Raw genomic sequence first — 23,770 nt, forward strand, 5'->3', positions numbered from 1 at the left:
CCCTTCGGGTCCGCGCATGCGGACCCCTTTTTTTGCCCGGCGTCCCGACCACCGCCTGGAGGAGAATTCGCATTGACCCAGAGCAAGTCGGCCGAACTTCTGCGCGGCCGGGGCATTGTCGCAATATGACACCCCGCATAGCCTTTGTCGGTGCCGGCCCGACCACGCTCTACACCTTGCATGCGCTTCTCGCCCACAACCCCCCGCCCTTCCGTCTTGCCGTGTATGAAGCGCAAGCGAGCGCGGGGCGCGGAACACCCTATCGGCCGGGGTGGAACGACCCTGCCATGCTGGCGAATATCGCCAGCATCGAAATCCCGCGACTTGCCGAGACCCTGTGCGACTGGCTGATACGCCAACCGCCGGAGCGCCTCGGCGATCTCGGAATCGATCCAGATGCGATCGGCGAACGAACCTTCTATCCGCGCGTTGCGCTCGGCGAATATTTCCGCGACCAGTTCGAAGCCGTTATCGATTTGGCACGCGCGCGCGGGATCGAGGTGGAACTGCGTACGTGCACCCGCGTCGAGGACGCCGTCAGCACACCCGGCGCGATGGTACTCAAGATCCGCACGCGATCGGGCGAACTCGCCGACGAGGCTTTCGACCATGTCGTCCTCGCGACGGGCCACCAATGGCCCGCCGAGCCCGAGGTTCGCCCGGGCTATTTCCTCAGCCCCTGGCCTGCATCGGCTCTGGCCGCGGTGCCGCCCTGCGACATCGGCATTCGCGGCAGCTCGCTCACGGCCATCGACGCCAGTATCGCGCTCGCCGGCATCCATGGCTCGTTCGACGAGACCGAGGACGGCGAGACGCACTATCGTCCCGCACCAGCCACCGACGCGTTCCACATGACGATGATGTCGAGGAAGGGTCTGCTCCCCGAAGCCGATTTTTATGCGCCGCTGCCCTACGAGCCGCTCGCAATCTGTACCGAGGAGGCAATCGCGCGTCTTGTCGCGGCCCAAGACGACCAGCTTCTCGATGCTGCCTTCGCACTGTTCAAGGCGGAGCTTGCAGCCGCCGATCCCCCTTATGCCGCGGGCATCGGCCTCAAGAATCTCGACCTCGAGGGCTTCTGCGAGGCCTATTTCGCGCGGCGCGCGGCGACCGACCCGTTCGAGTGGGCCGAGGCCAACCTTGCCGAAGCGAAGCGCGATTATGCCGCGAGGCACACGGTCGCCTGGCGCTACGCAATCCTGCGCATGCACGAAACTCTGGCGCTTCTCGCGCCGCATCTCGAAGCCGCCGACTACCGCCGCTTCGTCCGCCATTTCAAGCCGGTTTTCGTCGACGATTATGCCACCGTTCCGCACAAATCGATCCGGCGATTGCTTGCCCTCCACCGCGCCGGGAAGCTCGATGTCACGGCGATCGGCGACGACTACCGCATCGACACGAGCGGCAACAAGGCAGGCGCGACGCTGGTCCTGGACGGCGAGCGCCGGCACTTTTCGGTGTTCATCGAGGCGATGGGCCAGCGCCCGCTCGGCGCCGCAGCCTTCCCATTCCCCTCGCTGCGCCGACAGGGGATCGTGCGCGATGCTGAACCTGGCGCTGGCAAGGCGGAGGCGCGAGGTATCGCAATCGACGAAGCGTTCCACCCGCTTGCGCACGATATCCCGGAAGCCCGCCTCTTCTGCCTCAGCTTGCCCTTCCTTCTCGGCCGCCACCCCTTCATCCAGGGAATCACGAGCTCGCACGAAATGGGCCTGGTTGTCGGAGAACAGCTCGCAGCCGCGATCGGCCAGGCGACTACCGAGGAGAAGGCCGCGTGAAGCTCTTCGCCATATATGTCGGAGGCGAGATGGCCGGCGCCAATATCGAGCTGCACGACATGCGCTTCGTCGCCGCGCCCACGATCACAGACACTTATGATGCGCTCCGCCGCCAATGGTGGGGCACGCCGGGCAGCCTCCATATCGACTGCTGGGCCGAGATCGATCACGCCGATGGCTATGACATCGTCCTGAAGCCCGAGCCTTTCGAGGGTCCGGAACGGCTCTATTATGTCAATCTCGGCGGCTATGTGCCGGGCGAATTTCTCGAGCGCCACCGCAATCTCTTCATCGTCGCGGACAGGCTCGCGCGGGCGAAGTCACGCGCGCTCGCCTCGGTGCGGCAGTGGCTGCAGCCGCACCGCGATGAGATGTACGAGGCCGAGCAGGCCTTTGCGCTCGATGCAGTCGCCGCCGAAGCCCGGCTCCACATCCATCTCGTTCCCGCCCCGCGGCGCGAGCTCGCGATCACCTGCGAATATCGTCCGATCCGCGCGCCGCGCCGGCAAAGCCGGACCGCCGCGACCGGTCCCTGACCCAAGCCGCGAGGCGCAGCTCCCCTCCGCAACTCCCGCCTTCGCGGCGCATTGATGCAGATACAGACGCTCCAAACAAAAGGCTCCTCCCATGACGATGACGATCGAACAGCTTTCCGAGAAGATGAAGGATATCGACTTCGCGATGCTCGCGACGCACACGGCGGGCGGCGCCATCGGGTCGCGGCCGATGAGTAACAATCGCGAAGTCGATTATGACGGCGACGCCTGGTTCTTCACCGACGAGTCGTCCCTCATGGTCGCCGATATCGCGGCCAACCCGAACGTCAATCTGAGCTATCAGGGCAAATCGGGCCTGCTCGGCATGCGGCCCTTCTTCCTCGCCGTCGAGGGTCACGCGGCCCTGATCCGCGACAAGGCCGAATTCGCCGAACATTGGACGAAGGGCCTCGAACGCTGGTGGCCGGACGGCATCGATACGCCAGGGATCGTCCTCATCAAGGTGTCGGGCACCCGCGCGCATTATTGGGACGGCGAGGATGAGGGCGAAGTTCAGCTCTGACAAGGAAAGACATCCCGCCACGGTTCACCGTCGGTGAAGGACAAAGAGAAGCCACCACCCCATCGGTCTGCCATTACCCTCTCCGATACCCGCGCCGCGAGAAAGGCGAGCTCCATGCCGAACGCTTCCGATAGCGACAATGCAAGCGCCGAAGAGGTTGCGCTCGATGGGGGCTGCGCTTGCGGCGCGGTTCGGTACCGCCTTGAGGAAAAGCCATATGATAGCGGCTGGTGTCACTGCCGTGTCTGTCAGCATGTCTCGGGGTCGGGCGGCATGGTCTTTACGACCGTCCATCTCGACCGGTACCGCATCCTTGCGGGCGAAGAGCATATCGGACGCTTCGCATCGACCAGCTTCGGCACGCGCAGCTTCTGCCGGACGTGCGGCTCGCCGCTAACGATCCATGTGCGCCACCAGGCCGATGAGATCGATATTGCGGCGGGGACGCTGGACGATCCCGAAGAGATTGCACCAGCCTTCCACCTTTATACCGCCGAGGCGCCGAGCTGGATGCCGATGATGGCGTTCCTTCCGCGCTACAAGGCGCTGCGACCGAAGACGCGGGGGCTCGACGAGGGGGTCACTGAGGCCGGCTGAGGCGTAGATGAAGACCGCGCCCCAAGAGCCACGCGTGGCAAAATCGCAACCGCTTTGGCAGCGGGGCGTTTCCTGGTCAGATCATGACGATTTCGAGTTCCGCCGCGTCGAACCGAAGCTCGATCCGCTACTGAAAGGACAAGACATGCGCATCCTCATCCTCGGCGCCGGCGCCGGCGCCGCACTTTTTCTCGCCGCTTGCGACAGCAAGCAGGAAGCTGCCGAGGACAGGATGGAACGTGCGGCCGAGACCAGCGCCACGGTCGCCGGCCCCCTCCCTGCGGCGCTCGGGCTCAGCGAGGCACAACTTCTCGACGCCGATATCATCGGCGCGGATGGGAAGGATCTCGGAGACGTATCGCAGGTGCTGCGCGGCGCCGACGACAAGGTGGACCGTCTCCTCGTCGAGCTCGATGGCGTCGGTCCCGACCGCTATGTTCATGTACCGGTGCAGGGCCTCAAGCCCATCGTGCGCGGCGGCGACACCGATCTTCAGACGGGCATGACCAAGGCCGACCTCGATGCGCTGCCCGAAGTGAAACTGCCAGCCCCTTGAGATCGTGACGCGCGAGGAGCATCGACTGTGAACGGAGAAACTCTCCATCGGCGGATCGATGTCGGCGGAGTTGATATCTTTTACAGGGAGGCAGGACCGCCCGACGCTCCGGTGCTGCTGCTGCCGCATGGCTATCCCTGTTCGTCGTTCGAATTTCGCAATCTCCTGCCGCGGCTTGGCGATCGGTGGCGGCTGCTCGCGCCCGACTATCCGGGCATGGGCTACAGCGATACGCCCGAGCATTTCGACTATAGCTTCGACGGCTATGCGCAGCTTCTCGACGGGTTCGTGCGTGCGCTCGGCGTCGAGCGCTTTGTGCTCTATTTTCACGATTTCGGATCGCCGATCGGCGCGCGTCTCGCGATCATGCAGCCTGAACGCATCCTCGCGCAGATCATCCAGAATGGGGACATTCCCTATGAGGATGCGCTGGGCGACAAATATGCCGAGATAGAGAAGAGCTGGTCGCTTCCCGAACCCGAGATGCGCGCCGAGATCGGCAAGGCAATCAGCGAGGATGTTTTTCGGGAGGAGTTTCTGAACGACGTGCGGCCCGACCTCGTGCCGCGCATTCCGCCGGACCTCTGGAAGCTGCACTGGTCGCTGATCAACCCGCGGCGCCGCGAGATCGCGATCGACCTTATCGGGGGCCTCAAGGCCAACCGCTCCTGGTTCGGCGTGCATCGACGCTATCTGCGCGAGCACCACCCGCCGACGCTCATCGTCTGGGGTCCGCAGGATTTCTATATGCCCGAGAAGTCTGCGCGCGCCTATTTGCGGGATCTCCCCGAGGCCGAGCTACATCTGCTCGACGGCGGCCATTGGCTTCTCGAAACCAACCTCGACGAGGTTGTCCCGCTGATCAGGGACTTTCTCGATCGGACGCTGTGCTGAGAAGCGACGCCGAACCGCGTTCCCTTGCCTTGTCCCAGCGGCGCCAGCTGCCAGCAGCCTGAGCCGGGCCACCGCAACGATAAAGGGCGCCGGAACCGGCGCCCTTCACCCTGCCCTTAGGGAAGGCAGTCTTATTTCTTCTGGGTGTCGCCGACGCCGGTTTCGGACGGAGCGATCTCGCCATTGTCGTCCATCGCGTTGGCCTTTTCTTCGCCTTGCTCTTCGACGACATCGGCTTTCTGCTCCATCGCCTCTTTGGCGGGACCTTCGGGCATCGCGTCGGCCTGGTCGTCGATCGCCTCGGCCTTCGCTTCGGCCTGATCCTCGACCTTGTCGGCGGCGGGGCTCTGGCAGGCGCCGAGCGCGAGGGCCGAGGTTGCGGCGAGGGTTACAAACAGCTTTTTCATCGAGACTCTCCCTGTTGATGACTGCCCTGCTAACGCGGCGAAGCCCACAGGGTTCCGCGAGCCTGCGCAATGGGCATCGTCAGCGTCGCGCTGCCATGATCCGCGCGATCATGTCTTCATCACGAAGCCGCCGCCAGCGGGCCTCGACGAAGCTGTGTACGCCGAACAGGAACAGCCCGGCGGCAACGAGCAGATAGAGCGGCGGATTGTCGGTGAGCGCCGAGAGCGCGTCGCCGAGGCCCTTGACCTCGCGGGCAGCGCCGAACCAGCCGCCGCGCACGAGCGAGGCGCCGATGACCGCGAACACGACCGCGCGCGCCGCAAGACCCGCCCGCCCGACGGGCACGGCCCATGCAGGTGCTGCCGCATCGAAATCCTTTGTAAATTCGGTGGTCCAGGCCTTGACCGCCTGCTGCACGGCCGCCGCGAGGAAGGCGGCGCCGACGAGCCCGAGGAGCAGGCCGCCAAGCGGCAGTTCGAGCAGCATTCCCGCCGCCTCTTTCTCGCGGCCGTTTTCGGCGCCGCCGCCTGAGGCAAGGCGAAGCGCCGCCCAGGCGAGAATGAAATGGGCGATGCCGCTCGCGGCATAGCCTATCCGCACAGCGACGCCCTTCGCACCGGTTCCCTTGTTTTCGCTATCGAGCGCCGCCCCGTACAGGCGATAGGCGCCGTAAAGCGCCAGACCCATCGCGAGAAGAGCAAGGAGGATCGAGCCAGCGGGCATATCGCGGACCGAGCGGAACACGGCTTGCGGACTGGCGTCGTCGGCCGACGAACCGGTGAGCGCTATCCATGCCAGCAAGCAATAGACGACGCCGCGCGCGAACCACCCCGTCCGCGCAAATGTCTCGAGCCGCCGCAACCTGTTCATAATGCCTGTCCCCGAATGTTGACCCATCAGGCCAACGCCCGCTGCACCCGGCAGTTCCGCGCGGCTCCCACCCCGCCGCGGGTGCCCCCCCTCTCCCTTCCCGGCCACCCCGCGTCGCTCGCCGACACCCGTGCGCCCGATGCCGCCGTGACGAAGCTGCGCGGTTCAGCCGCAGCCTTTCGCAAAGGCGCCGGTCACGAAGTCGCGGCCGGTCCGCAGTCCGACCGGGTCGACGCTGTGCGCGACGCCGTAGGAGATATGCGTCTCGACCTCGACGCCGAGCCGCTTCAACTGGCTCTCGGACATGTGCAGCGCCGCGATCGGCACGACGGGGTCGGCCGTGCCGTGCACCAGCAGGACCGGCGGTTTCGACGGAACATGATGCACGAGATCGGCCGCGCCCGCGAGCATGCCCGAATAGCCGACGATAGCGGCAACGGCGCGGGGGCGGCGAAGCCCGACCTGAAGCGCCATCATCGTGCCCTGGCTGAAACCCACAAGGGCGAGATCGGCCTCGCTGAGGTCATATTGCGCGAGCTTGCGATCGATGAACGCGTCGATCGCCGGCGCTGCCGACGCAGCGCCTGCAGCCAACGCCGCCGGGGCGAAACCCGACAGCCCCCACCATTGGTAGCCCCCGCCCATTATCGAACATCGCTGCGGTGCATGCGGCGCAAGAAACAGCGTGTCTGGCAAGGCCTCCTGCCACTGCGGCGCCAGCGAAATCATGTCGGAGCCGCTCGACCCGAAGCCGTGGAGCAGCAGCACGATGTTTTTGGGGGCGCCTCCGGAGCGAGGTTGCAGGCTGGCACCGTTCACGATCTTGGACAAACTTCTTCTCTCAGCTTCGGCAGCGCAGGGCGCGCCCCCGGGCGGCAAGGATTGCAACGCTGCATAGGTAGAAAGTCGGCCGCGCATGTCCAGCCCATGGAATGTACCGGACAGCTCCGCCGCAGCGCAGCTCGGCATGAGCCAAGTGCTCCGCAACCAAGTGTAGGACCCGCCGGTTTGTCGATGACAGGCAGAACAGGAGGAGTCGGCAATGGCACGCAAATCAGAGGCCGGAAAGGTCGGAGAAACCGCGTCCGAGAAGCGCGGAAAACAGACGGCGGCAAGGAAACTGCGGAAGGAGGTCGGCGACACGAAGACGATCCGCACGCCGCCGAAAGACCGGGAATCCGATCTCGACCGCGCGCCGAAATGGGAGCCGCGCTATGCCGGTTCCGACCGGCTCAAGGACAAGGTCGCGATCGTGACCGGCGGCGACAGCGGGATCGGGCGCGCGGTAGCCGTATTGTTCGCCCGCGAAGGTGCGGACATCGCCATCGTTTACAAGAGCAACGAGGCCGATGCCGAGGAAACGGCTTCGCTCGTAGGCGCCGAAGGGCGCACCGCGATCCTCGTCAAAGCCGACGTGGGTAAAACCAGCGCCGGAAAGACTATCGTCGACAAGGTCGTGAGCAAGCTGAAGCGCATCGATGTTCTCGTCAACAATGCGGGCGAACAGCATCCGGCGGACGATATTCGCGACATCAGCCCAGAGCAGCTGCGGCGCACCTTCGCCACCAATATCTTCGGCATGTTCTATCTTGTGCAGGCTGCGCTGCCGCATCTCAAGAAAGGCGCGGCGATCATCAATTGCACGAGCGTGACCATGTATCAGGGGAGCGGTGGTCTGCTTGACTATAGTGCGACCAAGGGCGCCATTACCGCCTTCACGCGCTCGCTCAGCGAGAATCTGATCGAGAAGGGCATCAGGGTGAATGCGGTCGCGCCCGGCCCGATCTGGACCCCGCTCAATCCACGCGGCGGAGCGCCTGCCGAAAAAGTCGAAAGTTTTGGCGAGACGACGCCGATGAAGCGACCGGGAGAGCCCAACGAGGTCGCACCGAGCTTCCTCTTTCTTGCGTGCGACGACAGCAGCTACATGTCGGGCCAGGTGCTCCACCCGAACGGCGGAACGGTCGTCAACGGATAGACCGCGCCGAGCGGCAATCATATCTGGGCGCCGCCGCCGCTCGCAACGATTGTCACGCGGCGCCGACACGGCCAGCGCGCTCGTGTCCGTCTCCGCAAGCGAGGTCTTGCATGCCACGGATTAGCGTCTTTAGCGAAACCCCAAGATGTTCCGTTGGTTGACCAAAGGGGGCCGGATAGGGAGAATTGTCATGCCCCGTGGGGACAAATCGAGCTACACCGACAAGCAAAAGCGCAAGGCCGAGCATATCGAAGAAAGTTATGAGAAGCGCGGCGTCGGCAAAAAGGAAGCGGAGAGCCGCGCATGGGCAACGGTGAACAAGGAGTCGGGCGGCGGCAACAAATCGGGTTCCGGCCGTGGCCAGCCCGATACCCATGAAGCCTCGAGAAAAGGTGGTCGCAAAAGCGGTGCGGGCAAGAGTAGCGAAGAGCGATCGGCGGCAGCGAAAAAGGGTTGGGAAACGCGCCGCCGAAATGCCAAGGGATAGCGGCGGACGAGATTAGCAAGGACCGACAAAGAGCCCCTATACGGGCGCTCCGGTCCAGGCAGCGCCGCTCTCACCCTCATAAGATTTCAGGCGATCGACTAGGCTTCGGCGCTCCGCCGCTACCTCGCGCAGGAGGAGGATCGCGGCCTCCCGGTCGAGGCCGACAGGATCAAGGCGTCCTTGATCGATCCGCGCGATGAGATCGGAGAGGAATTTCAGTTCTTGCCCGGCCAGCATTAGAAATATGTCGCTCTGGTTCATGCTTGTTCAACGCCCCGGCGCCCCGGCGGGCTGCATGCGGCGGGAGTGAAGTCCGACCTGTAATGCTCCATGACGCTGCCTCGTTCGCGCATTCGCCACGCCGACTTCGCAATCTTCCGACGCGACAGGACATGGGGCCGCGCTCAATCCGGACCACGCATGCGAGGAATCGGTATAACCTGCGTTAATCAGACCGGGATTTCGGGCCTTTTCCCAGAAGCAGGGGCAACTCGCTCGCTTGCGCGGCGTTCGGTTGGAGATGGTTCAGCCGGTCGCGAAATTTCGAAAACCGCGGAGAGTCTCAGCGCGCCGCGATCGGGTCGAGCTCGCACGCCTCCGCCCCGACCCTGGAAGGTTGATCCTATGTCTGCGACGATCCAGCCCGTCATTCTTTGCGGCGGCGCGGGTACGCGCCTCTGGCCCGCTTCCCGCGGCGCGCGGGCCAAACAGTTTCTCGACATCATCGGAAAAGAGAGCCTGTTCGCCCGCACGCTCGATCGGGCAAGCGGAGCCGGCTTTTCGGCGCCGCTCATCGTGTGCGGCGCCGAGCATGTCGCGATGGTGCGCGAGCAATCCGAGGGTCGCGACCTTCGGCTGATCGTCGAGCCCGCGGCGCGCAACACCGCTGCCGCCATCGCGCTCGCGGTCGCTTCGTCGGCCGATAACGTGCTGCTGCTCGTCATGCCGAGCGATCATGTCATCGCCGATGTAGCCGCATTCCGGGGCGGCATCGCCAAAGCCGCCGATCTGGCGCGCGACGACTGGCTGGTCACATTTGGCATCGCCCCCGATCGACCCGACACGGGCTTCGGCTACATCGCCAGCGGCCCACCGCTCGGCGGCGCGGGATTTGCCGTCGCCCGCTTCGTCGAGAAGCCGCCCCTCGCCGATGCCGAAGCTATGCTTCGCGAGGGTGGCTACAGCTGGAACGCCGGCATCTTCCTCTTCCGGGCCGGTCGCATGCGCGAGGCGATGCTCACGCATTGCCCGGCCATATATCGCGCGGCGGAAGCCGCGGTCGCTAATGCGCTGCACGATGGCGATGCCCTTCACGCGGCAAGCGCGCCGTTCGAACAGGCGCCCTCTGATTCGATCGACTATGCCGTGATGGAGAAAGACGCCCGCGTCGCGGTCGTCCCCGTGTCGATGGGCTGGTCGGACCTCGGCAGCTGGCAGGCGGTGCACGCGCTCGCAGGTGCCGACGCGGCCGGTAATGCTTGCAGCGACGATCTTTTCGCACACGACAGCCATAATTGCCTCGTCCGCGCACCCGGAAAACGCGTGTCGCTCGTCGGCATGGACAATGTCGGCGTCATCGTCGACGGCGACGATATCCTCGTTATCGCGCTCGACCGATCGCAGGAGGTCCGCGCCGCAGCCAAGGCGCGCGCCTGAAGTCCATGCCGCGCCCCGCTTTCCAAAGGGGTCAACGCAGCTGACTGTCCTTGCTTCCCCGGCGGTTGAAACCGGCCGGACGGCGTTCGGCGTCGCGAAGCGTCTGGCACCCGATGCAGGTACGGCTCGCAGGCAAGGCCTTTCGCCGCGCCTGCGGAATCCGCTCGCCGCAATCGTCGCAATAGTCCGCGCCCTTGCCGGACAGCAGCCTCAGGCGCGCCTCCTTGACGGCATCGCTCACCGTGTCGTCGATCTGCTCCTGAACGGCGCCGTCGCGCGCCCAGCCATTCGCCATGTTGAAGCTCCATGTCTCGGGGGCGAAAATGGGAACGCATGGCGGGGCGGGCAAGTTGCCCCGCCGCCGGGAACGATCGCGGCGCCGGATGGTCTTGAGTCCATGGCCAGAAAGACCGCCGCACCGAGCCCTGCAGACCGCGCCCCCTCTTCGAAGCGCGGCGAACGAAAGGCTGCGGCTCCCCCGCCCTTTCGTCCGGTCCAGCTGGCGACGCTCGTCGACAGCATTCCCGCCGGCAGGGGCTGGGTTCACGAGATGAAATATGACGGCTACCGCCTGCTGATCGCGGTCGGCGGCGGCGAGGCCCGCGCCTATACGCGCTCGGGTCTCGACTGGTCGGAGCGCTTCGCGCCGCTCCTCGCCGAGGCCGCAAAGCTGAAGGTAGACAGCGCGCTGATCGACGGTGAAGCGGTCGTGCTCGATGCTGAAGGCCGCTCAAGCTTCCAGTCACTGCAAAATGCCCTCAAGGCCACCCCGGACAGCATCGACTATTTCGCCTTCGATCTGCTCGCGCTGGACGGCGAGGATCTGACCCCCCTCCCCCTCCTCGACCGCAAGGCGCATCTTGCCAAAATTCTTCCCAAGGCCTCCAGGCATATCCGCTACTCGGATCATATCGCGGGCAGCGGCGAGGCATTGCTCGAGAGTTTCTGCGCTGCGGGTCTCGAAGGGGTCATCTCGAAAAAGGGCGATGCGCGCTATGTCGGCGCGCGCGCGGGAAGCTGGCTCAAGGCCAAGTGCATCAAGCGGCAGGAGTTCGTCATCGTCGGCTGGACGCCTTCCGACAAGTCGCGCGCGTTCCGCTCGCTGATGCTTGGCGTCCATGAGAAGGGCGCGCTGCGCTACGCGGGCAAGGTCGGGACCGGTTTCGATACCGAGGAGCTCTTCCGCCTCCAGGCGATGATGAAGCCGCTCGAACGAAAGGAGCCGACGGTGAAGGCGCCCCGCACCGAGACGCGCGGCGCGCACTGGATCGAGCCGAAGCTCGTCGCCGAGATCGCCTTCACCGAGATGACGAACGATGGCACGCTCCGCCACCCGAGCTATCTCGGCCTTCGTGAGGACAAGAAGCCCGAAGCGGTCGTGATCGAAAGCGAAGCGGCGGTCGCCGAGGTGGCGCACGCCTCGCCGGTACCGATCAGCAACCCCGACCGGGTCATCTTTCCCGAGGCGGGGCTCACCAAGGGCGAGCTTGCAGAATATTATGCCGCGGTCGCGCCGATCATGCTGCCGTGGGCGGGTTCGCGCCCGATCAGCCTCGTGCGCTGTCCGCAGGGCCGCGCCAAGAAATGCTTCTTCCAGAAACATGATGCCGGAAGCTTCGGCGATGCGGTGAAGCAGGTCGCGATCGAGGAGAAGGATGGCGACAACCAGCCCTATCTCTATATGGACACGCCCGAGGGCCTGATGACCTGCGTCCAAATGGGCACGATCGAATTCCATGGCTGGGGCGCGCGCATCGAGGATGTCGAGAAGGCCGATCGGCTCGTCTTCGATCTCGATCCCGACGTCGGTCTCGATTTCGAGGCGGTCCGCAGCGCCGCCTTCCAGTTCCGCGACATCCTGAAGCAGATGGGCCTCGAGACCTTCCCGATGCTCACCGGCGGCAAGGGCGTCCATGTGATCGCCCCGCTCGTGCCGCGCGCCGAATGGCCCGAGGTCAAAGACTTCGCGCACCGGCTCGCCCGCGCCGTCGCCCAGATGGATTCCGACCGCTTCACCGCCGCCCTCCCCAAGGCGCAGCGCAAGGGCCGGATCTTCGTCGATTATCTCCGCAACCAGCGCGGCGCGACCGCGGTGATGCCCTATTCGGCGCGGGCCCGTGAAGGCGCGCCGGTCGCCGCGCCCATCAGCTGGAAGGAAATGGAGACGATCGACAAGCCTTCGCATTTCCGCATCACCGACGCGAAGGAGCTTCTGAAGCGCGCGAGCCTCAAGGCGCTGCAAGGCTGGGGCCGCGCCGACCAGACGCTGCCCGACCTGTGAAGATCGCGACCTATAATGTGAACGGCATCGGCGGCCGCCTCGACATTCTGCTCGGCTGGCTCGCGCAGGCCGAGCCCGACATCGTTTGCCTGCAGGAATTGAAAGCCCCTCAGGAGCAATTCCCCGAGAAGGCGATCCGCGACGCGGGCTATGACGTGATCTGGCACGGCCAGAGCCGCTGGAACGGCGTCGCTATGCTGAGCCGCGTCGGCGAAATCCACGAAACGCGCCGCGGGCTCCCCGGCGATCCCGGCGACGTGCAGAGCCGCTATATCGAGGCCGCGGTCGGCGGCATCCTCGTCGCCGGCCTCTATCTTCCCAACGGCAACCCCTGGCCCGGTCCGAAGTTCGATTACAAGATGCAGTGGATGGCGCGGCTCGACGCGCATCTGACAACGCTCTTCGACCTCGATGCCCCCGTCGTCATCTGCGGCGACTTCAACGTCATTCCCACCGACCTCGATGTGTACAAGCCCGCGAACTGGAAGAAGGACGCGCTCTTCGCGCCCGAAGCCAAAGCCGCCTACCGGCGCATCCTCGACCAAGGCTGGACCGATGCGATCCGCCATTTGCATCCCGAGGAGCGCATCTACAGCTTCTGGGCTTATTGGCGGCGCTCGTTCGAACGCAATGCCGGCATCCGCATCGACCATCTGCTTCTCAACAAGCCCGCGGCGAAGCGGCTCGAGGCCGCCGGCGTCGACACCCGCCCGCGGGCGCTCGACAAGACGAGCGACCATGCGCCGGCCTGGATCGAACTTGGCGCGGGCTCCACAAAGCGAAAGCGCAGGGCGTCATGACGCGCACCATCGCCGGCTGGAAGCTTCCGCCCGCCGAGCGCGACCGGCTGCTCGAACGGTTCGAACCGCGCTATGCCGAGCTGGTTGCCGACCATGTGACGCTTCGTTTCGGGACCGCCGAGGACACGCCCCTACCCGCCGCGCACGCGGGCGAGATCGTCGGCGAAGTCGACGACGGCGCGGGCGTCCAGGCGCTCGTCGTGCGCATCGGCGGCACCACCGATCGCGGCGACGGCAGCCATTATCATATCACCTGGTCGCTTGGGCCGGGCCGCGAGGCGAAGGAGAGCAACGACGTGCTCGCCGCAACGAAATGGCAGCGGGTGCATCCTCCGATCGCCATCGCGCTCGCGCCCGCGCGCTGGACCGTCTGACAAGCTCGGATCGGCAAGTCGCGGGCCGCGAAAACGGCAGGCGCGCGCGTTCGCGACTGTCCGGCCATTTCCAGCTCCCGCTTTCGATCCCGTTGCGGCGATCGGGCTTCCCTTCCCATCGCCGGCGCGGAACGCTCGGCGACCGCGCGCATTGAAGGAGCATTGGCAAAGGAGTGAGTGACGATGGCTGCGCGCCCTTATTGGAAAGGCCAGATCCGCCTGGCGCTCGTTTCGATCCCGGTCGAGATCTATTCGGCGACGAAGAGCGGGGCGACGATCGCGTTCAACCAGATCCACGAGCCGACCGGCAAGCGCATCAAATATGAAAAGGTCGTCCCCGGCGTCGGCCCGGTCGACGTCGACGAGATCGTCAAGGGATTCCAATATGCCAAGGACCAATATGTCCTGCTCGACGACGAGGAGATCGAAGGGGTCAAGCTCGAGAGCAAGAAGACGCTCGAGCTCACCCAGTTCGTCGAGGCCGAGGATATCGACGAGATCTATTTCGAGAAGCCCTATTATGTCGTCCCCGCCGACGACCTTGCCGAGGAAGCGTTCATCGTGCTGCGCGAGGCGCTGCGCCGCACGGGCAAGGTCGGTCTCGGCCAGCTCGCGATGCGCGGCCGTGAATATGTCGTCAGCATCAAGGCGTGCGGCCGGGGTCTCGTCATGGAGACGCTGCGCTATGCCGACGAGGTCAACAAGGCGGCGAGCTATTTCCGCGACATTGCCGACAGCGATCCCGACGAAGACCTGCTCGACCTCGCGACGACGCTGATCGACAAGAAAACGGGCAAGTTCGACGCGAGCGACTTTCACGATCGCTATGTCGAGGCGCTGAAGGAGCTTATCGAGCGCAAGAAGAAGGGCAAGACGCTCAATCTCGACGACGGGAAGGACGAGAAGGCGCCGAGCGGATCGAACGTCGTCGACCTGATGGCGGCGCTCAAGAAGTCGATCGGCGACGGCGGCGGGAAGGCCAAGGCCGCCAGCGCCAGGAAGGCGCCGGCCAAAAAGACGCCGACGAAAAAGGCGCCGACCAAGACCGCCGCGCGCAAGCGCGCATGAGCCGCGCCTTCACAATGCCCGCATTCGCAGTCGGGCGCTCAGGCACCGGGACCGAACCGCCGGCGCGCCGGGTCGCGCTCGCACCGGAAATGATCCTTGATATGCGCGTTGAAATAGGCGCCGAGCGATTCCGCAGCGCAGAGCCCGTCGTAGATCGCGCGCGGGACGCCATGATAAAGATATATGCCGGTGCCCCGGAAGCTGATGGAAAGCACCGACGCCGCCTCGTCATAGGCGACATGGTCGATCATGGTCGAGCGGGTGAAGCGGCGCGCGCGCATAGGGGCAGAGCGCGTTGCAGCCGCACAGGTTCCCACCAGGGCGCGGGCAAGCGCGCGCCGCCGGTCCGAGCGAGCGCCCCCTCCCCGCAGACCCGCCCCGCCTCTCCTTGCCGGCCCTGATCGATGACAACCGAGCCGACAGCCGACGAGCTTCGCGCAATCGCCGAACACCGCGGGATGAAACTCGTCCGGTCGCGAAAGCGAACGCCGGGCGTCGGCGACTATGGGAAGTTCGGCCTCACCGATGCGGCGGGCAAGCCGCTCCTCGGGATCGGCGAACAAGGGCTCATGGCAAGCGCCGCCGACATCGCGCACTATCTTCGCGGCGGCGCGGCCGACAGCTGGAAACTCTCGGCCGAACGCGAACCCGCGGCGAAGTCTGCCAAGAAGGCACCCAAAGCCGCCGAACCCATCGAGGAGCATTCGCCTATCCGCCGACGCGGAAAAACGAGTCCGCCACCGTCACCCGAGCCTGCACGAAGGCGGCAGGATCCGCCGCCGCCGCCGAAAGCCAAGCCGGTGCTGAGGATCGTCAAACCCGAAGTCCTGCCGGAATCCGAGCTCAGCCTGCGGCCCGCGACGGGCAAGGACCGAAAAGCTCTCGCCCGTCTGCTCGCCCAGCTTGCCGAGCCGCCCAAGCGCATATCGATCGATGCGAATATCGAGGCGATCGGCAAAGCGAAGGCCGGGCTTCTCGTCGCCGATGCCGGCGGGCTGGTCGGATGCTGCGCCTGGGCGGTCGTTCCGACCTTGCAGCACGGCCTCGTCGGCCGCGTCACCCTGCTGCTTGTCGACGGCGAGCGTCGGCGGCGCGGCATCGGGACGGCGCTCCTGACCGCCGCCGAGACGGCTCTCGCCAAGGGCGGATGCGGCACGATCGAGATCATGAGCGACATCATGATCAACAACGCCCACAACTTCCTGCGCGCGCGGAACTATGAGCAGAAGAGTTACCGCCTCGTCCGTTCGGCGGGAGGGGCGCTAAAGGCCCGGCGAGACTGAGCGCGCGCCCTACCCGATTATTTTCCGCTCCCGGCCATGCGCCTTCCTTACCCCACGACATCGGGATAAAGCATCACCGCCGGAACGAAGAGGCGGGCGCCGTCGTCTCTCCCCAGGCGATCGGCTTTCCCTCCGAAGGATCGACCAACGGATGATATCATGTTCGAGCGCCTGACAATTCTTGCCCAGCATGCGATGCCGAAGCGGCGGCTGACCGAATTCGCCGGCCGTGTTGCCGCGTCGTCGGGCCGGCTGACCCCGCGACTGATCCAATGGTTCGTCGCCAAATATGGCGTCGACATGAGCGAAGCGGAAAATCCCGACATCCGCAGCTATGCAAACTTCAACGACTTCTTCACGCGTCCGCTGAAAGCCGGCGCTCGCCCGCGGGCGGAGGCCGATTTCATCTGTCCGGTCGACGGTGCCATCAGCCAGTTCGGCGCCATCGACGATCATCACATCGTCCAGGCCAAGGGCCACCGTTTCACCACCACCGCGATACTGGGCGGCGACGCTGCCCTCGCCGCGACGTTTCGCGACGGCAGTTTCGCCAACCTCTATCTTTCGCCCAAGGATTATCACCGGCTGCACATGCCGTGCGACGGGGAGCTCAGACGCATGATCCACGTCCCGGGCTCGCTCTTTTCCGTCAACCCGACGACCGCGCGCGGGGTGCCCGGCCTTTTCGCGCGCAACGAGCGGGTCATATGCCTGTTCGAGTCCCCCATTCACGGCCATTTCGCGATGATACTCGTAGGTGCGACCATCGTCGGCAGCATCGCAGCGTCATGGCATGGCGTGGTGAATGCAAAGCGATCGGGCAAGATATCGTCATGGTCCTACGCCCCCGATGAAGTCTCGCTGCGCAAGGGCGACGAGATGGGTCGCTTTCTCCTCGGCTCCACGATCGTGATGCTGTTCGAGAAGCAAGCGATCGCGTTCAACCCCGATTGGTTTCCCGAACGGCCGGTGCGCCTCGGAGAGGAGATGGGAAGCGCCGTAGAGAAAGCGTCGGGCGGATAGCCGATCAACCCTGTGACACGCGCGGCAGCCGACGCGCCTCGCTAGGCGTTTCGGGCGGCGGGACGGTGCCAGGCCAGTTGGCGCAGGCGGATCGGCCCCCATCGGTGACGCGCCAAGGTCGAGCGGGGCGTCAAGGCTTGTGCCAACCCGCCAGAAAACGCGCGCCGGCTCCGGCCTCGATGGTAGCGACGTCCTCGGCCCACAGGCACTCGCCCGCCTGCGCGGTCACGCCGTCAGCTGCGACCGTGCCGCTGAGCGGGACGATCATCGCCCCATCCCTCGCATCGGCAAGCGGCGAAAGGTCGTTGGCGTTCAGGTGCGCGACCACGAGATGGCGGCTGTCGAGCAACAACGCGCTCTCTGCGATATCGACTTGGCGGCAGAGATCGCGTGACATCGGCGCGGCCTTCGCGACCGCCGTCCCATCGGCGAGGTGCAGCTCGCGCGGGCGGCCGTAATCGTAGAGACGATAGGTAACATCCACATTCTGCTGAATTTCGACGAGTGTGACCCCGGTGCCGATCGCATGGACGGTTCCGGGCGGAATATGAAAGAACATGTTCGCGCGCACCGGATGCCACTCCATGAGCGCCTCGATAGCACCCGAGCGGGCGGTATCGGCGAGTTCGCGCTCGCCGAGCGCGCGAAGCGTGCCAATGCCGAGCACCGCGTCCGGCTCAGCGTCAAGAATGTACCAGCATTCCTCCTTGCCTGCGGGAAGTCCGCGCGCCTGCGCCTGCCGGTCGTCGGGATGGACCTGGATCGACAAGCGCTCGCTCGTGAAGATATATTTCACGAGCAGCGGATTGGATTGGGGCGGACGAAACCAGATTTCGCCGACGCGGCCACCAGTCCGTGCATCGAAGGGCGGAGGAAGCCGATCGACGCCCCAGGGTTTCTCGACCCTGATCGTATCAAGCTTCTGTGCTTTCATGGTCACATCCATCACTCCCATTCTGAAGCATATGCCCGTTGGCTCCGGCGCAGCGCCTAGTCCCAGGCGCGGCCAGGAAGGCGGACAGCGCAAATGGCGTCGGCGACGCGCCGGAAGAGCGGGTAAACCTGTTCCTCGCGAGTCGGCATGCTACCGAAACAATGGTCGCCGGGCCGGGTTGCAGCGACTAACCCATGTTGTGACGATTTAGCTGTAGCGCGCCGACCGCCTCTACATCTTTGCTTCCCAATGCCGGCTGTCGTGCCTTCCCTGCGGGGCGCCGCGCGATGCTCTTCACAGCTTCCGACAGTCTCCCACAGGCGGACACTTCAACCCCTTGAAATCCTGACCATAGCTTTCCTACATCCACGCCGCAGCCGCTCGGGCTGCAACATCCTCAACTTGGCATGGAGAAGAAGATGTCCAGCAAACATATCGATTATCTGCGGCGCGAGCATGCCCGCCTCGACGCCGAAATCGATCGGGAGGCGCAGCGCCGCCAGCCCGACGAAGTCCTGATTGCGCGGCTCAAGAAGCTGAAGCTGGCGATCAAGGACCAGATCGCGGCATGGAGCCGCGATACCGGCGACAGTCGCGTCGCCTGACCCGATCGCGGAGCCGCGCGCGTTGCGGCTCCGCGCTTTGGCGCTGCGGATTTTCGGAACATGGCGCATCCAGAATCTTCGCGCGCGCGACCTCTTGAAACCGGAAAAATGGCTTCCTAATTTCCTTCCAGATGCCGGATTGACCGGGTCTGCAGGACATGGAGAGCGCCGGCTCTGTGTACCGGCGCATCTCATGCCCGAATTGCTTCAATCAGGAGGATTTGGAAATGAGAACCGACTTTGACTTTACCCCCTATCGCCGCTCGACGGTGGGCTTCGATCATCTCTTCGACCTGCTCGAGAAGGGGCAGCGCGGCGAAACGTCCGATGGCTTTCCCCCTTTCGACATCGTGCGCGATGCCGATGACCGCTTCCGCGTCACCTTGGCCATCCCCGGGTTCAAGCCCGACGAGATCGAGATCGTCGCGCAGCAGAACCAACTGAGCGTCACGGGCAAGCCCGCCGAGGAAGACGCCAAGCTCGTCTATCTCCACCGCGGCATCGCGCGCCGCGCGTTCGAGCGCCGCTTCCAGCTCGCCGACTATATCGAGGTCGGCGGCGCGAGCTTCGCCGACGGGCTGCTCTCGATCGAGCTCAGCCGCGTCGTCCCCGAGGCGATGAAGCCGCGTAAGATCGAGATCGGCGGCGGCGACACCGAGCCGCGCCGGATCGGATCGTCGAACGAAAAGACGCTCGAAAAAGCGTAACAATGGGCGGGGCCGCCGTTCAGCGTTGGCCCCGCCCTTCAATATCAAATTGCATTTAAACGCCGAACGGTGGCGGCCGCCGCCCCGATTTCAATCGAGCGAGCGAATGATATCTGCCGCACTCCACTCGGCGGGTCCGATCAGCATATCGTGCGCGATCCGCACCGAATGGAGTGCGGCTTCGATCTGCCGCCGCCACATGGCAAGAAAGTCGAACAGTACCGGGAAATCCGGTGGCACATCATAATCCTGCCAGACGAAGAGCTGGAGCAGCGAGGGGTGATCGGGCCGGTAATAATGGATCTCGGCGGTCGTCAGCCCGTAGCCATCCAACTGTGCAATCAGCGCGCGGTCGGTCATGGCGCGCGCGTCTCGCCGCCATCGAGCGACCGAAGCGCCGCGAGCACATCGTCGACTGGCACCGCTCGCCTCGCCCCCGGGGGTTTGCGAAGCGCGGGCTTGTTGCGGACCGCCGCGCGATCCGATGCCCAGGATGCGAGCAGGGCGCGCTTGACCTCGGGCTCGAGGCTCGGGTGACGCGCCACGTCGAAGGGATGAAGAAAACGGGAAAATGGCTCGGACATATTCGTGCCTCCTTCCTTGTAGCCTTTCCTTTCTCGTCGTGCGGCAAAGCGCCGCAGGGACAGATTTTGGGAGCGAAGCGAGTCGAGTCAAGAGGGTTCAGCCCCCTGATATGGGGCGTTAGTTTCGCGCCAGCGCAGCCATCAAAAAATTTTCGCCAGACCTCTTGAAGCGAAAAAAATCGCTTCCTAGCTCATCGGCGCCGCGCGTCCCGGACAGGCGCGCCGGCTTATCATATCGTTATGCAACATGGAGGTTATGCATGCATTTCCGTCCCTTGCACGACCGTGTGGTCGTCCGCCGCATCGAGGCCGAGGAAAAGACCTCGGGCGGCATCATCATCCCCGACACAGCCAAGGAAAAGCCGCAGGAGGGCGAAGTCGTCGCCGTCGGCCCGGGCGCCCGCGCCGAGGACGGCACCATCGCCGCGCTCGACGTCCAGGCCGGCGACCGGATCCTGTTCGGCAAATGGTCGGGCACCGAGGTCCGCATCGACGGTGAGGAACTGCTCATCATGAAGGAGAGCGACATCCTCGGCGTCATCGAGCAGGCCGAGGCGCTCAAGCAGGCGGCGTAACGCCCATTCATCACCCACTGAAAGGACAGCAAGAAGGAGGTAAAAATGGCTGCCAAGGAAGTGAAATTTGCGTCGGACGCGCGTGATCGCATGCTGCGCGGCGTGGATACGCTTGCGAATGCCGTGAAGGTCACGCTGGGCCCGAAGGGCCGCAACGTCGTGATCGACAAAAGCTTTGGCGCACCGCGCATCACCAAGGACGGCGTCACCGTCGCCAAGGAAATCGAACTTGCCGACAAGTTCGAAAATATGGGCGCGCAGATGCTGCGCGAGGTCGCGAGCAAGCAGAACGACAAGGCCGGCGACGGCACCACGACCGCTACCGTGCTCGCGCAGGCGATCGTCCGCGAGGGATCGAAGGCGGTCGCCGCGGGCATGAACCCGATGGACGTCAAGCGCGGCATCGACCTTGCCGTCACCACCGTCGTCGAGGACCTCAAGGCGCACGCCAAGTCGGTCGAAGCGAACAGCGAGATCGCGCAGGTCGCGACCATCTCGGCGAACGGCGACGAAGAGGTCGGCAAGATCCTCGCCGAGGCGATGGAAAAGGTCGGCAACGAGGGCGTGATCACCGTCGAGGAAGCGAAGAGCCTCGCGACCGAGCTCGAAACGGTCGAGGGCATGCAGTTCGATCGCGGCTATCTCTCGCCCTACTTCATCACCAATGCCGAGAAGCTGAAGGTCGAGCTCGACGATCCGTACATTCTGATCCACGAGAAGAAGCTCTCGAACCTGCAGGCGATGCTGCCGCTCCTCGAGAGCGTCGTCCAGTCGGGCCGGCCATTGCTCATCATCGCCGAGGATGTTGAGGGCGACGCGCTCGCAACCCTCGTCGTCAATCGCCTGCGCGGCGGGCTCAAGGTCGCGGCGGTGAAAGCGCCGGGCTTTGGCGATCGCCGCAAGGCGATGCTCGAGGATATCGCCGTGCTCACCGGCGGCAATGTCGTCAGCGAGGAACTCGGGATCAAGCTCGAGAGCGTCACGATCAACATGCTCGGGCGCGCGAAGAAGGTCGTCATCGACAAGGATAATACGACGATCGTCGACGGCGTCGGCGCGAAGTCGGATATCGACGGCCGCGTCGCGCAGATCCGCCAGCAGATCGAGACCACGACAAGCGATTACGACCGCGAGAAGCTGCAGGAGCGGCTCGCCAAGCTCGCGGGCGGTGTCGCGGTGATCCGTGTCGGCGGCGCGACCGAGGTCGAGGTCAAGGAGAAGAAGGACCGTGTCGACGACGCGCTCCATGCGACACGCGCGGCCGTGGAAGAAGGCATTCTTCCGGGCGGCGGCATCGCGCTGCTCCGGTCGCTGAAAGCGCTCGAAGGCCTGAAAGCCGCGAACGACGACCAGCAGTCAGGCATCGACATCGTCCGCCGCGCGCTCCGCGCCCCGGCGCGTCAGATCGCCGACAATGCCGGCGAGGACGGCGCGTGGATCGTTGGCAAGCTCCTCGAAAGCGAGGAGTATAGCTGGGGCTTCAACGCCGCCACTGGCGAGTATCAGGACCTCGTCAAGGCAGGCGTGATCGACCCCGCCAAGGTCGTACGCACCGCGCTGCAGGATGCCGCGTCGGTCGCGTCGCTGCTGATCACCACCGAGGCGCTCGTCGCCGAGCTACCGAAGGAGGAGAAGGCCGCGCCGATGCCGGCGATGGACTTCTGACATATCGAGGGCGGCGGGAAACCGCCGCCCTCACCTGCCCTGTTTCTATGCGGAGCATCAAGGAGATCGGCAATGCCGTTCGGAGGTCATAACATTCGAAATTGTGTGTCGGAGATCAAGCTGCGGCATGGCAAACAGGCCGACTTCATCGTCTCCAGGCAGGTGCAATGGTCGCGCGACCGGGGCAATGACGAAGAGATCGCATTCTGGAACGCCGTGCTGACTGACTTGCATCGAACGACTTCTCCGCATTGAAAAGGTGGCCGCCAAGGGGCGCTCCGATCCAGGCGGGCGACCGCTTGCCAACCCATGCTTCCTAATCAGTTCGTTCGGCCGGTCATGCCGCGGCTTTGCGCCCAGCCGTAAAGATCGGCGATCATGCCCCGCTCGATCTCGGGTTGTAGATAGATCACGACGGCTGTTTCGGCTTCCCTGTCGATGAAGCGCATAGTCGCGTAGAAGACACCCTCTCGCTCGGTGTCGCCGCCCTCGATTTCGTCGGGCCATATCTCAATCGTTCGCACGGGCCTCTCCTTCCCATTCCGCTGTCCGCGATCGATGAAGGGAGAAATGCCAAAGTGCTAGGAAGGTTGCACCTGGAATGGGCGCAACCGGGGAATAGAAAAAGGCCGGACCGCATCGAAGTGCGGCCCTGCCCCGAGACGACGCCTCGGCGTCACTCTTCTTTCCGACGTCGGCGGTTCTGACGGTCCTCGTCGTCGCGGCCGGCTTGGTTGCCCTGGTCCTGGTCATTGTCCCGACCGGGCTGGCGTCGCTGCTGATCCTCCTGTTCATGCTGGCCGGGGTTCTCGTTCGGATTGCGATCGGGTTGGCCGCCCTGCTGGTTGTTCTGTCCGATGTGGGTCATCCTCTTTCCAAACTGCCTGGGCGGTAGGGTTTGAAGCGACGCGCCATAAAGCAGCGAGTTCCCTCCGCTTTCAACAGCTTATCGCAAGAATCGCCGTTCGCGCACGCGATCGCCGTTTCACAACTCAACAGTCCCGTATTGAGCTCGGCGCAGCTACGCCCGCGCCCTGCGGTCGGCCACCGCTGCGACGATCGCATCGCAAAAGTCGGGCAGGTCGTCGGGACAGCGACTGGTGATGATATTGCCGTCGACCACGACGCTCTCATCGACCACCTGCGCGCCGGCATTGGCAACATCGGTGCGGATCGACTTGTAGCTCGTCATCCGCTTGCCCGACGCGAGCCCGGCTTCGACGAGAAGCCACGGCGCATGGCAAATCGCGGCAACCGGCTTGCCAGCACCTGAGAAGGCCCGGATGATCGAGATCGCCTTGTCCTCGACCCGCAGCAAGTCGGGATTGATCTGGCCGCCCGGCAGGACGAGCGCGTCATAACGGTCGGTGTCGACGTCGGCGATCTTGAGATCGACTTCGACCTCGTCGCCCCAATCGTCTTCGTCCCAGCCGGTAATATCATCATCGTCGATCGATGCGATTTCGACCTCCGCGCCCGCGTCCTCCAGACGCTGAAGTGGCACTTCAAGCTCGGATTGTTCGAAGCCATCTGCCGCTATGATCAGGATCCTGCAGCCGGCGAGTATATTGTCCTTGGTCATCGGAAA

General features: G+C 64.7%; 32 protein-coding genes. 20 read left to right on the forward strand and 12 right to left on the reverse strand.

From position 1 onward, the window contains the following. Nucleotides 1–125: 125 nt before the first annotated feature. The 6 genes from KEC45_RS10940 to KEC45_RS10965 all read left to right on the forward strand — a co-directional run bounded on the left by KEC45_RS10940 (nt 126) and on the right by KEC45_RS10965 (nt 4,884). Complete coding sequence (locus KEC45_RS10940) at nt 126–1,778, forward strand: FAD/NAD(P)-binding protein (protein WP_252170972.1); 1,653 nt, start codon at nt 126–128, stop codon at nt 1,776–1,778. Beyond that, a complete protein-coding gene (locus KEC45_RS10945) occupies nt 1,775–2,314 on the forward strand; it encodes a DUF1543 domain-containing protein (RefSeq protein ID WP_252170973.1) in 540 nt (179 codons plus the stop codon). The genes KEC45_RS10940 and KEC45_RS10945 overlap by 4 nt, the downstream gene beginning before the upstream one ends. Nucleotides 2,315–2,405: 91 nt before the next feature. Next, a complete protein-coding gene (locus KEC45_RS10950; RefSeq protein ID WP_252170974.1) occupies nt 2,406–2,837 on the forward strand; it encodes a pyridoxamine 5'-phosphate oxidase family protein in 432 nt (143 codons plus the stop codon). Between the two features lie 114 nt (nt 2,838–2,951). Then, entirely contained in the window at nt 2,952–3,434 is a 483-nt protein-coding gene (locus tag KEC45_RS10955; RefSeq protein ID WP_056350243.1) for a GFA family protein, read from the forward strand. A gap of 145 nt (nt 3,435–3,579) precedes the next feature. Continuing rightward, nucleotides 3,580–3,990 (forward strand): PRC-barrel domain-containing protein, encoded by a 411-nt coding sequence (locus tag KEC45_RS10960; protein WP_252170975.1) that lies wholly within the window; start codon nt 3,580–3,582, stop codon nt 3,988–3,990. 27 nt (nt 3,991–4,017) lie between these two features. Further along, nucleotides 4,018–4,884 (forward strand): alpha/beta fold hydrolase, encoded by an 867-nt coding sequence (locus KEC45_RS10965; protein ID WP_252170976.1) that lies wholly within the window; start codon nt 4,018–4,020, stop codon nt 4,882–4,884. 131 nt (nt 4,885–5,015) lie between these two features. Here the strand turns inward: KEC45_RS10965 and KEC45_RS10970 are convergent, their stop codons facing one another. From KEC45_RS10970 to KEC45_RS10980, 3 genes are all read right to left on the reverse strand, one after another. After that, complete coding sequence (locus KEC45_RS10970) at nt 5,016–5,291, reverse strand: hypothetical protein (protein WP_054727924.1); 276 nt, start codon at nt 5,289–5,291, stop codon at nt 5,016–5,018. A 79-nt stretch (nt 5,292–5,370) separates the two neighbouring features. Beyond that, nucleotides 5,371–6,162, reverse strand: a complete 792-nt coding sequence (locus tag KEC45_RS10975; RefSeq protein ID WP_252170977.1) for a DUF1206 domain-containing protein — start codon at nt 6,160–6,162, stop codon at nt 5,371–5,373. A 165-nt stretch (nt 6,163–6,327) separates the two neighbouring features. Next, the gene (locus KEC45_RS10980; protein ID WP_252170978.1) at nt 6,328–6,993 is read right to left on the reverse strand and encodes an alpha/beta hydrolase; all 666 of its coding nucleotides are present in this window, start codon (nt 6,991–6,993) and stop codon (nt 6,328–6,330) included. Between the two features lie 211 nt (nt 6,994–7,204). On the opposite strand from KEC45_RS10980, the gene KEC45_RS10985 reads away from it, so the two are divergent. Then, nucleotides 7,205–8,140 carry an SDR family oxidoreductase gene (locus KEC45_RS10985; RefSeq protein WP_252170979.1) on the forward strand — a complete coding sequence of 312 codons (936 nt, stop codon included), beginning with the start codon at nt 7,205–7,207 and terminating at the stop codon, nt 8,138–8,140. 190 nt (nt 8,141–8,330) lie between these two features. Then, complete coding sequence (locus tag KEC45_RS10990) at nt 8,331–8,627, forward strand: plasmid stabilization protein (protein WP_252172035.1); 297 nt, start codon at nt 8,331–8,333, stop codon at nt 8,625–8,627. Between the two features lie 36 nt (nt 8,628–8,663). Here the strand turns inward: KEC45_RS10990 and KEC45_RS10995 are convergent, their stop codons facing one another. Continuing rightward, on the reverse strand, nt 8,664–8,888 hold the full coding sequence (locus KEC45_RS10995; protein WP_252170980.1) for a hypothetical protein: 225 nt from the start codon (nt 8,886–8,888) through the stop codon (nt 8,664–8,666). Between the two features lie 363 nt (nt 8,889–9,251). Here KEC45_RS10995 and KEC45_RS11000 point away from each other — a divergent pair, with 363 nt between their 5' ends. Next, nucleotides 9,252–10,283, forward strand: coding sequence for a mannose-1-phosphate guanylyltransferase (locus tag KEC45_RS11000; RefSeq protein ID WP_252170981.1), 1,032 nt, complete (start codon nt 9,252–9,254; stop codon nt 10,281–10,283). Between the two features lie 31 nt (nt 10,284–10,314). Here KEC45_RS11000 and KEC45_RS11005 read toward each other — a convergent pair whose 3' ends face one another. Next, on the reverse strand, nt 10,315–10,578 hold the full coding sequence (locus KEC45_RS11005) for a DksA/TraR family C4-type zinc finger protein (RefSeq protein ID WP_077029150.1): 264 nt from the start codon (nt 10,576–10,578) through the stop codon (nt 10,315–10,317). A 102-nt stretch (nt 10,579–10,680) separates the two neighbouring features. Here KEC45_RS11005 and ligD point away from each other — a divergent pair, with 102 nt between their 5' ends. The 4 genes from ligD to KEC45_RS11025 all read left to right on the forward strand — a co-directional run bounded on the left by ligD (nt 10,681) and on the right by KEC45_RS11025 (nt 14,806). Beyond that, nucleotides 10,681–12,564 carry a DNA ligase D gene (gene ligD, locus KEC45_RS11010; RefSeq protein ID WP_252170982.1) on the forward strand — a complete coding sequence of 628 codons (1,884 nt, stop codon included), beginning with the start codon at nt 10,681–10,683 and terminating at the stop codon, nt 12,562–12,564. Further along, nucleotides 12,561–13,364 (forward strand): exodeoxyribonuclease III, encoded by an 804-nt coding sequence (xth, locus tag KEC45_RS11015; RefSeq protein ID WP_252170983.1) that lies wholly within the window; start codon nt 12,561–12,563, stop codon nt 13,362–13,364. Before ligD ends, xth begins: the two co-directional genes overlap by 4 nt. After that, nucleotides 13,361–13,738, forward strand: a complete 378-nt coding sequence (locus KEC45_RS11020) for a hypothetical protein (protein WP_252170984.1) — start codon at nt 13,361–13,363, stop codon at nt 13,736–13,738. The genes xth and KEC45_RS11020 overlap by 4 nt, the downstream gene beginning before the upstream one ends. A 183-nt stretch (nt 13,739–13,921) precedes the next feature. Beyond that, a complete protein-coding gene (locus KEC45_RS11025; RefSeq protein ID WP_252170985.1) occupies nt 13,922–14,806 on the forward strand; it encodes a Ku protein in 885 nt (294 codons plus the stop codon). Nucleotides 14,807–14,844: 38 nt separating this feature from the next. Here KEC45_RS11025 and KEC45_RS11030 read toward each other — a convergent pair whose 3' ends face one another. Further along, the gene (locus KEC45_RS11030) at nt 14,845–15,087 is read right to left on the reverse strand and encodes a KTSC domain-containing protein (protein ID WP_252170986.1); all 243 of its coding nucleotides are present in this window, start codon (nt 15,085–15,087) and stop codon (nt 14,845–14,847) included. Between the two features lie 123 nt (nt 15,088–15,210). Between KEC45_RS11030 and KEC45_RS11035 the strand changes: the two genes are divergently transcribed. Together KEC45_RS11035 and asd are read left to right on the forward strand one after the other, a co-directional pair. After that, entirely contained in the window at nt 15,211–16,089 is an 879-nt protein-coding gene (locus KEC45_RS11035) for a GNAT family N-acetyltransferase (RefSeq protein ID WP_252170987.1), read from the forward strand. Nucleotides 16,090–16,248: 159 nt separating this feature from the next. Beyond that, the gene (gene asd, locus KEC45_RS11040; protein ID WP_252170988.1) at nt 16,249–17,112 is read left to right on the forward strand and encodes an archaetidylserine decarboxylase; all 864 of its coding nucleotides are present in this window, start codon (nt 16,249–16,251) and stop codon (nt 17,110–17,112) included. Between the two features lie 130 nt (nt 17,113–17,242). Here asd and KEC45_RS11045 read toward each other — a convergent pair whose 3' ends face one another. After that, nucleotides 17,243–18,046, reverse strand: coding sequence for a class I mannose-6-phosphate isomerase (locus KEC45_RS11045; protein ID WP_252170989.1), 804 nt, complete (start codon nt 18,044–18,046; stop codon nt 17,243–17,245). A gap of 419 nt (nt 18,047–18,465) precedes the next feature. Here KEC45_RS11045 and KEC45_RS11050 point away from each other — a divergent pair, with 419 nt between their 5' ends. After that, on the forward strand, nt 18,466–18,651 hold the full coding sequence (locus KEC45_RS11050; RefSeq protein ID WP_054733396.1) for a YdcH family protein: 186 nt from the start codon (nt 18,466–18,468) through the stop codon (nt 18,649–18,651). 227 nt (nt 18,652–18,878) lie between these two features. Then, entirely contained in the window at nt 18,879–19,358 is a 480-nt protein-coding gene (locus KEC45_RS11055; protein WP_252170990.1) for an Hsp20 family protein, read from the forward strand. Between the two features lie 90 nt (nt 19,359–19,448). On the opposite strand, the gene KEC45_RS11060 is transcribed toward KEC45_RS11055, so the two are convergent. Together KEC45_RS11060 and KEC45_RS11065 are read right to left on the reverse strand one after the other, a co-directional pair. After that, the gene (locus KEC45_RS11060; protein WP_252170991.1) at nt 19,449–19,718 is read right to left on the reverse strand and encodes an usg protein; all 270 of its coding nucleotides are present in this window, start codon (nt 19,716–19,718) and stop codon (nt 19,449–19,451) included. Beyond that, complete coding sequence (locus KEC45_RS11065; RefSeq protein ID WP_252170992.1) at nt 19,715–19,942, reverse strand: hypothetical protein; 228 nt, start codon at nt 19,940–19,942, stop codon at nt 19,715–19,717. The genes KEC45_RS11060 and KEC45_RS11065 overlap by 4 nt, the downstream gene beginning before the upstream one ends. 260 nt (nt 19,943–20,202) lie before the next feature. On the opposite strand from KEC45_RS11065, the gene groES reads away from it, so the two are divergent. From groES to KEC45_RS11080, 3 genes are all read left to right on the forward strand, one after another. Continuing rightward, a complete protein-coding gene (groES, locus tag KEC45_RS11070; protein WP_252170993.1) occupies nt 20,203–20,517 on the forward strand; it encodes a co-chaperone GroES in 315 nt (104 codons plus the stop codon). Between the two features lie 45 nt (nt 20,518–20,562). Continuing rightward, nucleotides 20,563–22,182, forward strand: coding sequence for a chaperonin GroEL (gene groL / locus KEC45_RS11075; RefSeq protein WP_252170994.1), 1,620 nt, complete (start codon nt 20,563–20,565; stop codon nt 22,180–22,182). A 72-nt stretch (nt 22,183–22,254) separates the two neighbouring features. Beyond that, nucleotides 22,255–22,437: a hypothetical protein gene (locus KEC45_RS11080; protein WP_137892609.1), complete on the forward strand. Its 183-nt coding sequence runs from the start codon at nt 22,255–22,257 to the stop codon at nt 22,435–22,437. A gap of 65 nt (nt 22,438–22,502) precedes the next feature. Here KEC45_RS11080 and KEC45_RS11085 read toward each other — a convergent pair whose 3' ends face one another. The 3 genes from KEC45_RS11085 to KEC45_RS11095 form a co-directional block, all read right to left on the reverse strand. Then, nucleotides 22,503–22,706, reverse strand: a complete 204-nt coding sequence (locus tag KEC45_RS11085; RefSeq protein ID WP_054727962.1) for a hypothetical protein — start codon at nt 22,704–22,706, stop codon at nt 22,503–22,505. A 152-nt stretch (nt 22,707–22,858) separates the two neighbouring features. Then, nucleotides 22,859–23,050 carry a hypothetical protein gene (locus KEC45_RS11090; RefSeq protein ID WP_252170995.1) on the reverse strand — a complete coding sequence of 64 codons (192 nt, stop codon included), beginning with the start codon at nt 23,048–23,050 and terminating at the stop codon, nt 22,859–22,861. 153 nt (nt 23,051–23,203) lie between these two features. Next, the gene (locus tag KEC45_RS11095) at nt 23,204–23,764 is read right to left on the reverse strand and encodes a type 1 glutamine amidotransferase domain-containing protein (RefSeq protein WP_252170996.1); all 561 of its coding nucleotides are present in this window, start codon (nt 23,762–23,764) and stop codon (nt 23,204–23,206) included. Between the last annotated feature and the right edge of the window lie 6 nt (nt 23,765–23,770).

Source organism: Sphingopyxis sp. USTB-05 (assembly GCF_023822045.1).
Classification (GTDB): Bacteria; Pseudomonadota; Alphaproteobacteria; order Sphingomonadales; family Sphingomonadaceae; genus Sphingopyxis.

What these genes read in the sequence shown, in the direction of transcription:
- KEC45_RS10940 (WP_252170972.1), top strand. Translation starts at nt 126, where the DNA reads ATGACACCCCGCATAGCCTTTGTCGGTGCCGGCCCGACCACGCTCTAC.
- KEC45_RS10950 (WP_252170974.1), top strand. Translation starts at nt 2,406, where the DNA reads ATGACGATGACGATCGAACAGCTTTCCGAGAAGATGAAGGATATCGAC.
- KEC45_RS10955 (WP_056350243.1), top strand. Translation starts at nt 2,952, where the DNA reads ATGCCGAACGCTTCCGATAGCGACAATGCAAGCGCCGAAGAGGTTGCG.
- KEC45_RS10960 (WP_252170975.1), top strand. Translation starts at nt 3,580, where the DNA reads ATGCGCATCCTCATCCTCGGCGCCGGCGCCGGCGCCGCACTTTTTCTC.
- KEC45_RS10970 (WP_054727924.1), bottom strand. Translation starts at nt 5,291, where the DNA reads ATGAAAAAGCTGTTTGTAACCCTCGCCGCAACCTCGGCCCTCGCGCTC.
- KEC45_RS10975 (WP_252170977.1), bottom strand. Translation starts at nt 6,162, where the DNA reads ATGAACAGGTTGCGGCGGCTCGAGACATTTGCGCGGACGGGGTGGTTC.
- KEC45_RS10985 (WP_252170979.1), top strand. Translation starts at nt 7,205, where the DNA reads ATGGCACGCAAATCAGAGGCCGGAAAGGTCGGAGAAACCGCGTCCGAG.
- KEC45_RS10990 (WP_252172035.1), top strand. Translation starts at nt 8,331, where the DNA reads ATGCCCCGTGGGGACAAATCGAGCTACACCGACAAGCAAAAGCGCAAG.
- KEC45_RS10995 (WP_252170980.1), bottom strand. Translation starts at nt 8,888, where the DNA reads ATGAACCAGAGCGACATATTTCTAATGCTGGCCGGGCAAGAACTGAAA.
- KEC45_RS11000 (WP_252170981.1), top strand. Translation starts at nt 9,252, where the DNA reads ATGTCTGCGACGATCCAGCCCGTCATTCTTTGCGGCGGCGCGGGTACG.
- KEC45_RS11005 (WP_077029150.1), bottom strand. Translation starts at nt 10,578, where the DNA reads ATGGCGAATGGCTGGGCGCGCGACGGCGCCGTTCAGGAGCAGATCGAC.
- ligD (WP_252170982.1), top strand. Translation starts at nt 10,681, where the DNA reads ATGGCCAGAAAGACCGCCGCACCGAGCCCTGCAGACCGCGCCCCCTCT.
- KEC45_RS11020 (WP_252170984.1), top strand. Translation starts at nt 13,361, where the DNA reads ATGACGCGCACCATCGCCGGCTGGAAGCTTCCGCCCGCCGAGCGCGAC.
- KEC45_RS11025 (WP_252170985.1), top strand. Translation starts at nt 13,922, where the DNA reads ATGGCTGCGCGCCCTTATTGGAAAGGCCAGATCCGCCTGGCGCTCGTT.
- KEC45_RS11030 (WP_252170986.1), bottom strand. Translation starts at nt 15,087, where the DNA reads ATGCGCGCGCGCCGCTTCACCCGCTCGACCATGATCGACCATGTCGCC.
- KEC45_RS11035 (WP_252170987.1), top strand. Translation starts at nt 15,211, where the DNA reads ATGACAACCGAGCCGACAGCCGACGAGCTTCGCGCAATCGCCGAACAC.
- asd (WP_252170988.1), top strand. Translation starts at nt 16,249, where the DNA reads ATGTTCGAGCGCCTGACAATTCTTGCCCAGCATGCGATGCCGAAGCGG.
- KEC45_RS11045 (WP_252170989.1), bottom strand. Translation starts at nt 18,046, where the DNA reads ATGAAAGCACAGAAGCTTGATACGATCAGGGTCGAGAAACCCTGGGGC.
- KEC45_RS11050 (WP_054733396.1), top strand. Translation starts at nt 18,466, where the DNA reads ATGTCCAGCAAACATATCGATTATCTGCGGCGCGAGCATGCCCGCCTC.
- KEC45_RS11055 (WP_252170990.1), top strand. Translation starts at nt 18,879, where the DNA reads ATGAGAACCGACTTTGACTTTACCCCCTATCGCCGCTCGACGGTGGGC.
- KEC45_RS11060 (WP_252170991.1), bottom strand. Translation starts at nt 19,718, where the DNA reads ATGACCGACCGCGCGCTGATTGCACAGTTGGATGGCTACGGGCTGACG.
- KEC45_RS11065 (WP_252170992.1), bottom strand. Translation starts at nt 19,942, where the DNA reads ATGTCCGAGCCATTTTCCCGTTTTCTTCATCCCTTCGACGTGGCGCGT.
- groES (WP_252170993.1), top strand. Translation starts at nt 20,203, where the DNA reads ATGCATTTCCGTCCCTTGCACGACCGTGTGGTCGTCCGCCGCATCGAG.
- groL (WP_252170994.1), top strand. Translation starts at nt 20,563, where the DNA reads ATGGCTGCCAAGGAAGTGAAATTTGCGTCGGACGCGCGTGATCGCATG.
- KEC45_RS11080 (WP_137892609.1), top strand. Translation starts at nt 22,255, where the DNA reads ATGCCGTTCGGAGGTCATAACATTCGAAATTGTGTGTCGGAGATCAAG.
- KEC45_RS11090 (WP_252170995.1), bottom strand. Translation starts at nt 23,050, where the DNA reads ATGACCCACATCGGACAGAACAACCAGCAGGGCGGCCAACCCGATCGC.
- KEC45_RS11095 (WP_252170996.1), bottom strand. Translation starts at nt 23,764, where the DNA reads ATGACCAAGGACAATATACTCGCCGGCTGCAGGATCCTGATCATAGCG.